Here is a 12,342-nt window from a genome sequence, read left to right on the forward strand (position 1 = left end):
GCTAGGTCAGCAGCGCCTCGACGCTGCGGGCGAGGTCGCCGAGCCGGAAGGGCTTGCGCAGCACCGGCTGGCCGGCCGCGAGCGGCAGCGCATCGGCATAGCCGGTCAGCACCAGCACCGGCAGCGCCGGCCGCAGCACCCGGGCGCGCTCGGCGAGTTCGGTGCCCGTCATGCGCGGCATGGCGAGGTCGGTGACCAGCAGCCCGATCTCCTCCCCCTGCTGCAGCACGGCGAGCGCCGCCTCGCCATCGGCGACCTCGAGCACGCGATGGCCGAGATCGGCGAGGAAGGTCGCGGTGACCCCACGCACGCCATGATCGTCATCGACCACCAGCACGGTCGCCTGGCGGCGCGGCGCCACGGGGGTGGGGTCGCCCTCGGCCGGGGCTTCGGCGGGCAGGGTGGCGCGGGGCAGCAGCAGCTCGACGGTGGTGCCCTGCCCCGCCGCGCTGACGATGGTGGTGGTGCCGCCCGATTGCCGCGTCAGCCCATAGACCATCGACAGGCCGAGCCCGGTGCCCTTGCCCACCTCCTTGGTGGTGAAGAAGGGCTCGAAGGCCTGGCCGAGCACCGCCGGCGACATGCCGCTGCCGGTGTCGATCACCCGCAGCGAGACATAGTCGCCGGGCGCCAGGTCGGGCACCTGGTCTTCCAGGATATGGCGGTTGCCGCTGGCGATGGTGATGCTGCCGCCCTCGGGCATGGCGTCGCGGCTGTTGATGCAGAGGTTGAGCAGGGCCAGGCCGAGCTGCTCGGGATCGACCATGGCCGGCCAGAGATCGGCATCGAGGCGGCGGTGCAGCTTGGCCTGGCCGATCGAGCGCAGCAGCAGGTCGTCGAGTTCGGTGACCAGCTGGTTGACGTCGGTGGCGCGCAGCTGCAGCTCGCGCTTGCGGCTGAAGCTGAGCAGGCGCTGGGTCAGCGTCGAGCCGCGCTCCGCCGCCTTGATGGCATTGCGCACCAGCAGGGCCTGGCGCGGCTCGGCGAGGTTGCTGTGCAGCAGCAGCTCCAGGCTGCCCAGGATGGCGGTCAGCAGGTTGTTGAAGTCATGCGCCACGCCGCCCGCCATGGTGCCCAGCGCCTGCATCTTCTCCGCCTGATGCAGCCGCTCCTCCATCAGCCGCTGCTCGGTGATGTCGTGCTCGATGGTGGCGAGATGGCGCGCCTCGCCGTCGCCGTCATGCACCGGGATGCGGATGGTGCGGATCCAGCGCGGCGCGGCGCCGCCGGGCGGATGGCGCTGCTCCAGGGTCTCGGTGGCGCGGCCGGCGGCATAGGCCTCGGCCTCGGCGCTGTGCAGGGCGCTGCGGCCGGGCTCGGGCAGCAGCGCCGCCTCCTCCAGGCCGAGGCTGGCCTCGACGCTGCGGCCGAGCGACTGCGCCTTCGCGGCGTTCAGGCGGATGAAGCGGCCGCCGCGATCCTTGAAGGAGAGCGCATCGGCGGACGACGCCAGCAGGCCCTGCAGCAAAGCGCGCTCGGTCTCCAGCGCGCGGGCCAGGCGGAAGCGCTCGACGGCGCTGCGCACCATGCTGAGCAGCGCCGCCGGCTCCCAGGGCTTGGGCGCATAGCCGGCGATGCGGCCGTGGTTGACCGCGCTGATCACCGCCTCGAGGTCGGCATAGCCGGTCAGCAGCAGCGCCTCGGCGCGGCAGACCTGGCGGGCGCGGGCGAGGAAGACATCGCCCGTCATCTCCGGCATGCGCTGGTCGGAGAGGATGGCATGCACCTCGGGCGCACCGGGCGGCTGGTGCTCGAGCAGCGCCAGGGCCGCCGCGCCGGAGCTCGCGGTCAGGATGCGGAACTCGTCCTCCAGCAGGTCGGACAGGGCGACGAGGATCTCCGGCTCGTCATCGACCAGCAGCAGGGTGGCAGGCGGGTCCGGCATCATGGTCATCGGCGTCTCAGCGTCCCGGCTGCATCGGCACTGTCACCACGAAGCAGGCGCCGCCCTGCGGGCCGCTGCCGACGCTGATCGTGCCATCATGCGCCTGGATCACGTTATAGGCGATGGCGAGACCGAGACCGGTCCCGGCGCCCACCGGCTTGGTGGTGAAGAATGGCTCGAATATCCGCTCGCGCAAGTCCTCCGGCACGCCGGGGCCGGAATCCGTCACGCTGATGCGGTAGAATTTCGCGTCGTTGTCGGTTTCCACGGTGATGCTGCCGCGCTCAGGGATCGCGTCGGCGGCATTGCTGACAATGTTCATCACGACCTGGTTCAGCAGAGAGGGCGAGCAGCGCAGCTCGGGCACCGCCCGGTAGTCACGGCGGATCTCGATCCGGTCAGTCAGCTTGTGCGCCAGCAGCGCCAGCACAGTGTCCAGCGCATCGGGCACGTTGACCCGCTGGAAGGCGTCGTCCTGGCGAGAGAATTTCCGCAGGTTCAACACGAGGTCCTGGATCCGCTTCAGCCCCAGCGTCATGGATTGCGAGCGGTCGCGGCAGCGGTTGACCAGCGGCACCGCCGGCGAGCCCTCCGCCAGCATCGGCTGCACCTGGCCGAGCAGGCGCTCCACCGTCGCCTGGTGGGCGACGATGAAGGCGAGCGGGTTGTTGATCTCATGCGCGATGCCGGCGACCAGTTCGCCGAGCGAGGCCATCTTGGCCGATTGCACCAGCTTGGTCTGGGTGTCGCGCAGCGCGCGGTTGGCTTCCTCCAGCTCGCCATTGGCGCGGGCCAGCGCCCCGGCCAGCGCCGCCTTGGCCTGGGCGGCGGCGGCCTCGGCCTGGGCATGGCGCACCGAGAGCTCACGCTCGCGCCGCTCGGCGACCGCGCGGCGGTCCTCGTCCTGCAGGAACTTCCGGCGCAGCGCGGCGCGGATGCGCAGCGAAAGGACCTTGGCTTCCGCGGTGGCCGGGATCAGGTCGTCGGCGCCGGCCTCGAAGATGCCGGCCAGCATCTCCCGCCCCGCCGCCCCCTCATGGCCGAGCGCCACGATCTGGAAGCCGGTGCTCTCGCCGGGCGCGCCGCGCAGCGCGTTGAGCCGGGCGCAGAGGGCGATGCCGTCGAAGCGGTGGCTGAAGGCGTTCAGCACGACGCAGTCCGGCGCCGACGGGCCGGCGGCCACGGCCTCCAGCGCCAGCTCGGCGCTGTCCACCGCCTGCACCGCATGGCCGTCGCGGCCGAGCAGGCCGGCGAGATAGGCGCGGTAGGTGGCGCTGTCATCGACCACCAGCAGGCGGGCGCGGCGGAAGGCGCCATCGGCCTGCGGGGTGGCGGCGGGCGCCTCGGGAGCGGCCGCCTCGTGACGGCGCAGCAGGGCGCGCAGCCGCAGCAGCAGCAGCGCCGGATCGGCGGATTTCGGCACATAGGCATCGGCGCCGGATTCCAGCCCCTGGCGCTCCAGGTCGCCCTCGCGCGCCTCGGTCAGCATCAGCACCGGGATGGCGCGGGTGCGGCTGCTGAGGCGGATCTGCCGCGCCAGCTCGTCGCCATTCATCCCCGGCAGGTGGTAGTCGACGATGACCAGGGCCGGCAGCGCCTCGTTCAGCTGGTCCAGCGCCAGCTCGGCGCTGGCGGCGCGCGTGACGGCGAAGCCCTGCGCCTCCAGCAGGCGGCGCATCTGCAGCGCCTGGGTGTCGGAATCCTCGACCAGCAGGATCAGGGGCAGGTTCATGGCGTGGCGGAACCGGCGAGCTGCGCCAGGCGCGGCCCGATCATCGGCAGCGGCAGGCTGAGGCTGGAGCCGCCGAGCCGCACCGCCGCCGCCGGCATGCCATAGACGACCGCGGTGCTCTCATGCTCGGTGATGCCATAGCCGCCCGCCTGGCGCAGCTCGGCCAGGCCGAGCGCGCCATCCTCGCCCATGCCAGTCAGCAGCACGCCGATCGATTGCGGCCCGCAATGCTCGGCCAGCGAGCGGAACAGCAGCGTCGCGGCCGGGCGCTGGCTGCCAAGCGGCCGGTCAGCGCTGACCCGGAGCCGCCCCGGCGCGGTGACCATCAGGTGGCGGTCGCCCGGCGCGACATAGACCCGGCCCGGCAGCGGCACCTCGCCCTCGCGGGCGATGGCCACCGGCAGCGGCACCAGCCCGTCGAGCCACTGGGCGAAGCCTTCCATGAAGGCGCCGCCCATGTGCTGCACCACCAGCACCGGCAGCGGGAAGCCGGCCGGCAGGGCGCCCAGCACCTGGGCCAGCGCAGGCGGCCCGCCGGTGGAGGCGGCGATGGCGACGATGCCCGGCCGCTTCGGCGGCTGGTCGGCGCGCGGCGGCGCCGGGCGCGGCGCCAGCGGCCGTTCCAGCGCCGCGCCGCGCTGCCGGATCACCGGCACCTGGCTCATGATGTAGAGCTGCGTGCAGATCGTCTCGGCGATCCGCTCATGCCCGCCGGTGGCCATGCCGACCGGCTTCTCGACCACCGACAGGGCGCCGGCGCGCAGCGCGTTCATCGAGATGTGCAGCGAGGCATCCTCGACGCTGTCGGCGATGACGACGATCGGCGTCGGCTGCTCCGCCATGATGCGCCGCGTCGCCTCCAGCCCGTCGATGCCGGGCAGGCGGATATCCATCGAGATCACATCGGGGCGGATGCGCGGCAGCTCCTGCAGCGCCTCCTCGGCCGAGGCGACGGCGGCGACCAGGGTCAGCCGTGGATCGCGCGAGACGATATGCGCCAGCAGCCGGCGGACCACGAGGGAATCCTCGACGATCATGACGCGCACGGCGGCGCCGCCGAGGGCAGGAAGAGGCAGCATGGTCACAGCATCTGGCCGATCGTCGCCAGCAGCTCGCGCTGGTCGAACTTCTGCTTGGTGATATAGGCCCCGGCCCCGAGCTCCAGCCCGCGGCGGACATCCTCGGGATCGGCCCGGCTGGTCATCAGGATGACCGGGATGGCGGCCAGGCGCGGATCGGTCTTCAGCGCCTGCAGCAGGCCGAAGCCGTCCATGCGCGGCATCTCGACATCGGCGACCACCAGGTCGACCGGCGCGTCGCCGGCGCGCAGCAGGTTGAGCGCGTCGAGCCCGTCGACGCTGAGCAGCACGCGGAAGCCCTGCGCCTCGAGGATGCTCTTCTCCAGGGTCCGGGTGGTGATCGAATCATCGACCACCAGGATGGTCGCCGCCGGACGGGTTTGCGGCGCGGCGGCGAGGCCGAGGCCGGCGCCGGCCAGCTGCCCGGCATCGCGCAGCCAGCGTGCCACCAGCCCTTCGGGGCTGAGCACCAGGGCGGGCAGCGCGCCTTCCGGCTGGGTGACGCCGGTGACCAGACCGGCATCCACGCCCGGCAGGGACAGCGCCTCGACCGCCAGCTCGCGCAGGTCGTGCAGCGCGTCGACGGCCACGGCGCAGCGCCGGTCGCCGCTCCTCAGCAGCACCGCCTTCACATGGCCGGCTTCCACCGGAATCGGTGTCGCCGGCTCGCCGAGCAGAACAGGCAGCGCCATCACGGGGGCGATAACGTCGCGACCCTCGGTTTCGATGCGCAGCACCGGCTGGCCCTCGACGGTTTCCAGCGCCGCGGCCGGCAGGCGCAGCAGCCGCTCGACGCCATGGCTCGGCAGGCCGTAGCTCTGGCCGGCGGCCTCCACCAGCAGCAGCGGCTGGCGGGCGGCGGAGAAGGGCACGGCGATCTCGACCTCGGCGCCCCAGGGGAAGCGCGGGCGCAGGCTGGCGGCGCCGCGCAGCGACCGCGCGACCTCGGCCACGACCGACAGGCCGATGCCGCGGCCGGACAGGCGGTCGACCGCCCCGGCGGTGGAGAAGCCCGGCTCGAAGACCAGGGACAGCAGCTGCTCCGCGGGCGGCGGCGGCGTCGCCGGGTCGCGGACGGGAAGCAGGCCGCGCTGCACCGCCACCGCCTCGATCCGCGCCAGGTCGGGGCCGCGCCCGTCATCGGCGACGCGCAGCACCAGCAGGCCGCCGCGCGCCGTCAGCGCCAGGGTGATCTCCGCCGTCTCCGGCTTGCCGCGGCGGGCGCGCTCGGCCGGGCTGTCCAGCCCGTGGCTGATGGCGTTGCGCAGCAGATGCGTCACCGGGTCCTTCAGCGCCTGCAGCACGCGGCGATCGGCCTGCAGCGACAGCCCCTCCAGCCGCACCGCCACCGGCTGGCCGGCATCCCGCGCCAGGTCGCGCGCCATGCGGCCGAGCGAGCCCAGCACGCTCTCGGCCGGCACCAAGCTGATGCGGCCGGCTTCCAGCCGCAGCTGCGCGGCGGCGGCCTCGGCGCTCCAGGCGGCCTCGCGCCGGGCCCGGGCGAGCTGGCCGAGCTCGCGCGCCACCCGGTCCAGCTCGCGGCCGAAGTGTTCCGCCCGCGCCGGGCTGATCGCGGCCCGGGCGAGGCCGTCGAAGTCGCGGCGCAGCCCGCGCATCGCCGCCGCCAGCCCGTGCAGCCCGGCATCGAGCCCGGCCTGGCGGCCCAGGCTGTCGGACAGGACATGCACGGCGCTGCCCAGCGCCTCGACCTGGGTGGCGGGGATGCGCAGATATTCGATCGCCGGGCCCGCCTCGGCCGGCGGCGGCGCTTCCGGCGCCACGGCCGGCTCGGCCGCCGCCGGAGGAGGCACCGGGGAAGCGGGCGGGGCAGGCACCGTCGACGGCCCTGCGGCCGAAGGGGGGGACGGGAGCAGCCCCTCCAGCGCGCGCAGCGCCGCCTCCGGGGCAGCCGGCTGCGGGCTGATGGCCAGGGCCGCGACATAGCCCTCGATCCCGTCGAGGCCGAGCTGGATGGCGGCGATGGCGGGGGCGTCGAGGGCGAGCCCCGCCTCCCCCACCGCGGTGAAGACCGCCTCCAGCCGGTGCGCCAGCTCCTCGACCACCGGCAGGTCGACGGCGCGCGCCGCCCCCTTCAGGCTGTGGGCGCGGCGGAAGACGTCGCGCAGGTCGAATTCCTGGCCGCGCGCGGCCGCCGCCAGGCCGGCGCGGATCGCGGCCAGATGCTCCTGGTGCTCGATGCCGAAGGCGGCGAGCAGCTCCTGGCGGAAGTCGGTCATGCCGTCACAGGCGGTAGCGGTCGGCCAGGCCGACCAGCTGCTGCGACAGCTGCGACAGGTTGGCGGCCGCCGTGTCCAGCTGGCGGGTGCCGGCGGCGGTCTGCTGGCTGGCCTGGCGGATGTTCTGCAGCGCGCTCATCACCTGCTCGATGCCCAGCTGCTGCTGGTTGGTGCTGGCGACGATCTGCTGGAAGGTCTGCACGCTCTCCTGGATGCGGCTGCTGATCTCAGTGATGGTCGTGTGCGTGGTGTCGGTGCGCTCGCGGCCGGCGGCGACGCGCTTCACCGCCTCCTCGGTCAGCATGACCGAGGAATTGATGCCGCGCTGGATGTCGCCCAGGATCGAGCGCACCTGGCTGGTCGCCTCCTTGGCCTGGTCGGCCAGGGTCTTCATCTCGGCGGCGACGACGGCGAAGCTGCGGCCCTGCTCGCCGGCGGCGGCGGCCTCGATCGCCGCGTTCAGCGCCAGCAGGTGGCTGCGCTCGGAGATGTCGTTGACGCTGGCGATGATCTCGCCGATCGCCTGGGTCTTCTCCGACAGCGCGACGATGTTGCCGGCCACCGCCTCGGCCTGGTCGCGGATCAGGTCCATCGAGCGCACCGTCTCGTCGACGGCGCGCAGGCCGGCGGTCGAGGTCTGCGCGGTGGCCTGGGCCGAGGCGATCACCTCCTGCGCCCGCTTGCCGATCTGCACGCCGGAATGGGTGATCTCGTCGACCGTCGCCGCGGTCTCCTGCACGGCGGCCAGCTGCTCCTCGACGCTCGCCGCCTGCTCCTGGGTGGAGGCGCGGATCTCGGCGGCGGCGGCGTTCAGGTTCTCGGTCGCCTCGCGGCTCTGCCGGGCGAGCTGGCGCAGCCCCTCGACCATGGCGTTCAGCGTGACGCCGAGGCGGCCGAGCTCGTCGCGCCCGGTCAGCGCCGCCTCGCCGCTGAGATCGCCGCGGCCGACCCGCTCGACGAAGGCCATGAAGGCGCCGAGCGGCTGCACGATGGAGCGGCGGATCACCAGGGTGATGGCGATGGCCAGCAGCACGGCGGCGGCCAGCACCAGCGTCACCGACAGGCGGCTCTCCTCGTAGATCTCGCTGCCGCGCGCCTGGCCGGCGGCGATGCTGCCATTCACCGCCTCCTGCAGGCGGTCGATCAGCCGGCCCAGCTCGGTGCGCGCCATGACGACGCTCTCGCCGAGGCCCTGCACCCGCGCCAGGTCATTGTCGCGGATGGCGGCGAACTGCGCCTGGGTCGCCTCGCGGATCTGCCGCAGCGGCGTCTGCGCCTGCGCCAGCAGCTGGCCGATCTGGGTCCAGCCGCCGCGGCGATCATTGCTCTGCGCCGTCGCCGCATTCTGGTTGGCGGTCTGCGCCATCTGCTGCAGCAGCCCCTCGGCGCGGGCCAGATGGCCCGGCCAGGTCTGGGCCGGATCGTCGCCCGAGATCTCGCGGCCCAGGCTGCGCACCAGGAAGCGCGAGCTGGTCCGGCTGCGGGCGTCCTGCATGTCGGCCTCGGCGTCGCGCAGTTCCATCAGCTGGCGCAGCATCAGCAGGTCGCGGCTGACGATGGTGTCGGTGGCCCGGGTGACCACGCTGATCTGGTTCAGCCCATAGACCCCGAGCCCGATCAGCAGCATCGTGAGGGCGGCGAAGCCGAGAAGGATACGATTGGCGATGCTCAAGGCTCAGGCTCCGCGAGGGGTCTGGAAAGGGGCCGGCGCGGCGGGCGCCGCCGGAAGATAAGGCTGCAGCAGGCGGTCGAGCACCAGCAGCGCGATCAGCCGCCCGTCCTCCAGCCGCGCATGGCCGGCGACCGGGCTGCCGGCCGGGCGGCTGATCCCGTCGGCCTCGTCGGGCGGGGTGACGCGGACCGCGCCGAGCACCCGGTCGGCGCGGAGCGCGAAGCGCGTCGCCCCCCGCTCCTGCCGCAGCAGCAGGAAATGGCCCGGGCTGCCGGCCCCGGCCGGATGGCCGAAGGCGGTGCCCAGGTCGAGCACGCAGAAGATCTGGCCGGCCTGGCCGAACAGGCCGAGCAGCGCCGGCGGCGCGCCGGGCAGCCGGGCGCAGGGCCCCTGCGGCACCGCATGGGCGACGGCGGTGAGCGGCAGGCCGTACAGCTCCGGCCCCACGGCGCAGGCCAGCAGGGCGAGCTTCGGCGCTTCCGCGGCGCGCAGCGCCGGCCGCGCCGCCAGGGCCGCGGTGCGCTCCTCCAGGATGCGCTCCGCCCGATGCGCGAAGGAGGGCAGGTTCTGCAGGGTCTTCGGCATCAGTCGGCGCCCTTCCGTTCGGCGGCCTCGAGCTGCAGCCGCGCCAGGTCGCGCAGCGCGCCGGCGGTCATGCCATCGCCCTCGGCCAGCAGGGCGGCCTGCGGCTGGCCCTGGGCGATGCGCGCGGCGACGGTCAGGGCACGGCGCCCGGCGGCCCGCTCGCCCTCGTCCAGCAGCAGCAGGCCGAGCTGGTAATGCGCCATGGCGAAGTCACCCTGCAGGTAGAGCGCGCGGCGGAAGGCCTGGGCGGCCTCGCCCGGCTGGCCCAGGGCGCGGCGGATCAGCCCGTCATAATAGTGCAGCGCCGCGGCGGTCGGCTGCAGCAGCAGGCCGGCCCGGCAGGCCCGCTGCGCCCCTTCCAGGTCGCCGGCATCCGCCCGGTCGCGGGCGATGGCGAGCTCCGCCTGCCAGCTGGTGTCCGGCACCGTCTCCCCCGGCGCCGCCACCGGCGGCGGCGGGGGCGACAGCGAGGGGGGCGGCGGCACGGGCGGAAGCGGCGCGACCGGCAGCAGCGGCGGGACGAAGGGCGTCGGCGGCGCGATCACCGGCAGGGGCAGTGGCAGGGGCAGCGGCAGGGCGGCCCCGGCCGGCGGCCGCGGCGGCATGCCGCCGCGCCGATAGGCCACCGTGCCGGGCAGCTGGACGACCTCGAGGAACCCGGCAAAGGCCGGGTTGGGCTCGGCATGGCCGAGCAGCAGCCAGCCGCCCTCGCGCAGCCGCTCGGCCAGGGCGCGGACCACCTGCTCCACCACCTCCGGATGGAAGTAGATCAGCACGTTGCGGCAGAGGATCAGGTCGAACTCGCTGAACTGCAGCGGGCTGCTGCCATCCAGCAGGCTGAGCAGGTTGTGCCGCTCGAACTGCACCATGGCGCGGAATTGCGGGCGCAGCTGGAAGCGGCGGCCATCCTCGACCGTGGTGAAGTCGCGCTCCAGCTCCTCCGCCGGCAGGCTGCGCAGCGCCCAGCGGCTGTATTCGCCACGCCGCGCCTGCGCCAGCACCGCCGCGTTCAGGTCGCTGCCGATCAGCGCCGGGCGCCAGCGCTGCAGATCTTCGCCCAGCAGGCGGTGCAGCAGGATGGCCAGGGAATAGGGCTCGGCGCCGCTGGCGCAGCCGGCGCTCCAGACGCGGATCTTCTTCTCCTCGCCGCGCCGTTCCAGGATGTCCGGCAGGATGGTGTCGGCGAGCGCCGCGAACTGCTCGGCGTAGCGGAAGAAGAAGGTCTCGCCGATGGTGATCTCGGCTTCCAGCGCCGCCCATTCGGCGGGCCCCGCCGCCTCGTCCAGCAGCCGCGCCAGATAGGCGCCGGCGCTGGTCAGCCCGGTCTCGCGCAGCCGCCGCCGCAGCCGCTCCCAGAGCAGTTCATCCTTGTCCTGGTAGTAGAAATGCCCGGTGCGCGCGATCACCAGCCGCTTCAGCCGGGTGAAGTCGACATCGGGCAGGAAATGCGGGGTGAAGGCCGGCAGGCGGCCCGGTTGCGGCGTCACCCTGGCCCGTCTCCCGCCAGGCCCCAGTCGGCCAGCCGCGCCGACGCCCCCTCCTGCAGCGCCGAGAGCGCCGCCGCCTCCTGCTCCAGCAGCAGCCGGGCGGCGTCGAGCAGATGCACGAAGCCTTCGGCCGTCTCCAGCTCGGCGATGGCGCAGCCATTCAGCGAGGCCTCGGCCGCGACCGGCCGCAGCCGCTCCGGCGCGATCCGCTGCAGGTCCGTCACCCGGTCCACCAGCAGCCCGCGCGGCGCGGCGCCCCCCGGATCGTCAAGCAGCAGGATATGGCGGTACAGCGCCTGCTCGGTCTCGGCGGCACTGGCCAGGCCGAACAGCCGCACCAGGTCGATCACCGGCACGGGCGTGCCGCCCAGGTTCAGGAAGCCGGCCACCGGCTTCGGCAGCGAGGGAGGGCGGAACAGCCGCGGCAGCGGCAGCACCTCGCGCACCGCGGCGCGCGCCAGGGCGCAGCGGCGGCTTCCCAGCCGAAACACAAGATAGGCGTCACCGCCGACAACCGCACCCAAGAACCGTATCCCTCAGCCGCCCGCCCTGGTTACCACCAGATGCAATGGCCGACCATAAGCTGCCCCTCTCGCTCAACGCGCGGCGATCCGCCAGGATGCGGCCCCCGACACGGAGAGAGCACCGCGCCATGGCCACCGATTTCGCCGCCGCCGCCCAGGCCCTGCTGGAAGCCCGCCGCAGCCGCCGCTGGCTGACCCACCTGCCCGAGGGCGCCCGCCCGCAGAACGCCGGGGAGGTGGTGGAGATCCAGCTTCTGGTCGCCGCCGAGCGTGGCCCGATCGCCGGCTGGAAGGTCGGCGCCGCCAGCCCGGAGGCCGAGCCCTCCGGCGTGCCGCTGCACCAGGCCGACCTGCGCTTCGACGCCAGCCCCTTCCCGGCCGCCGGTTTCAACATCACCGGCATCGAGGCCGAGATCGGCTATACCCTCGGCGCCGACCTGCCGCCGCGCGAGGCGCCCTATTTGCGCGAGGAGGTGCTGGCCGCCATCGCGACGCTGAACCCGACCATCGAGATTGTCGACACCCGCTTCGAGCGCCTGGCGATCAGCGACCCGCTGAGCCACGCCGCCGACCAGGTGAACCACGGCGCCCTGGTGGTCGGCCCCGCCGTCGCCGCCTGGCAGGAGATCGATCCGCCGAAGCTGCCGGTGAAGCTGACCTTCAACGGAGAGGTCGCGGTCGAGCATGTCGGCGGCAACAGCGCCGGCGAGCCGATCCGCCTGATCCAGTGGCTGGCCAACAAGGGGGCGAAGCGCTTCGGCGGGCTGAAGAAGGGGATGGTCATCACCACCGGCAGCTGCACCGGCAACATCCTGGTCGAGGCCGGGACGGCCGTCCGCGCGGAGTTCGCGGGGGTCGGTGTCGTGGAGACCGAAATCTCCAAGTAAGAAAGAAACAGGCCAGGGGAATGAATTCCCCTGGACCCCTTCTTCTTTCTGTCAGACTGCCGTGTCCACGTGACGACAGGACGTGAAACGGCCAGTCGTCAGCGCGACCTGTCAGGGAGCGCAGACGTCACAAAAAAACTGCACCCCGCTGAGCCACCATAATGCTGGCTCAGCGAGGCGCAATTCTTTCAACAGCCAGCAGAACAGAAAAGAAGGGCGCCAACGTATACGTTGGCGGGGGGAATTCATTCCCC

At 73.3% G+C, this 12,342-nt stretch carries 9 protein-coding genes; 1 reads left to right on the forward strand and 8 read right to left on the reverse strand.

Annotated elements, in window-relative coordinates:
* Position 1 precedes the first annotated feature (1 nt).
* The 8 genes from WFI16_RS18800 to WFI16_RS18835 are packed head-to-tail and all read right to left on the reverse strand — an operon-like array spanning position 2 to position 11,201.
* Positions 2-1,894 carry a response regulator gene (locus tag WFI16_RS18800; protein WP_419899386.1) on the reverse strand — a complete coding sequence of 631 codons (1,893 nt, stop codon included), beginning with the start codon at positions 1,892-1,894 and terminating at the stop codon, positions 2-4.
* A 7-nt stretch (positions 1,895-1,901) separates the two neighbouring features.
* Positions 1,902-3,617, reverse strand: a complete 1,716-nt coding sequence (locus tag WFI16_RS18805; protein ID WP_419899387.1) for a response regulator — start codon at positions 3,615-3,617, stop codon at positions 1,902-1,904.
* Entirely contained in the window at positions 3,614-4,696 is a 1,083-nt protein-coding gene (gene cheB, locus WFI16_RS18810; RefSeq protein WP_419899388.1) for a chemotaxis-specific protein-glutamate methyltransferase CheB, read from the reverse strand. Before cheB ends, WFI16_RS18805 begins: the two co-directional genes overlap by 4 nt.
* Positions 4,697-4,698: 2 nt before the next feature.
* Positions 4,699-6,933, reverse strand: coding sequence for a hybrid sensor histidine kinase/response regulator (locus tag WFI16_RS18815; RefSeq protein WP_419899389.1), 2,235 nt, complete (start codon positions 6,931-6,933; stop codon positions 4,699-4,701).
* A 4-nt stretch (positions 6,934-6,937) separates the two neighbouring features.
* Complete coding sequence (locus WFI16_RS18820) at positions 6,938-8,605, reverse strand: methyl-accepting chemotaxis protein (RefSeq protein ID WP_419899390.1); 1,668 nt, start codon at positions 8,603-8,605, stop codon at positions 6,938-6,940.
* Between the two features lie 3 nt (positions 8,606-8,608).
* Entirely contained in the window at positions 8,609-9,190 is a 582-nt protein-coding gene (locus WFI16_RS18825; RefSeq protein WP_419899391.1) for a chemotaxis protein CheW, read from the reverse strand.
* A complete protein-coding gene (locus WFI16_RS18830) occupies positions 9,190-10,677 on the reverse strand; it encodes a CheR family methyltransferase (RefSeq protein WP_419899392.1) in 1,488 nt (495 codons plus the stop codon). Before WFI16_RS18830 ends, WFI16_RS18825 begins: the two co-directional genes overlap by 1 nt.
* Entirely contained in the window at positions 10,674-11,201 is a 528-nt protein-coding gene (locus tag WFI16_RS18835; RefSeq protein ID WP_419899393.1) for a chemotaxis protein CheW, read from the reverse strand. The genes WFI16_RS18830 and WFI16_RS18835 overlap by 4 nt, the downstream gene beginning before the upstream one ends.
* Positions 11,202-11,329: 128 nt before the next feature.
* Here WFI16_RS18835 and WFI16_RS18840 point away from each other — a divergent pair, with 128 nt between their 5' ends.
* Complete coding sequence (locus WFI16_RS18840; RefSeq protein ID WP_419899394.1) at positions 11,330-12,088, forward strand: 2-keto-4-pentenoate hydratase; 759 nt, start codon at positions 11,330-11,332, stop codon at positions 12,086-12,088.
* The last annotated feature ends 254 nt before the right edge of the window (positions 12,089-12,342 follow it).

The sequence above is a fragment of the Roseomonas sp. USHLN139 genome (assembly GCF_037145735.1).
Classification (GTDB): domain Bacteria; phylum Pseudomonadota; class Alphaproteobacteria; order Acetobacterales; family Acetobacteraceae; genus Pseudoroseomonas.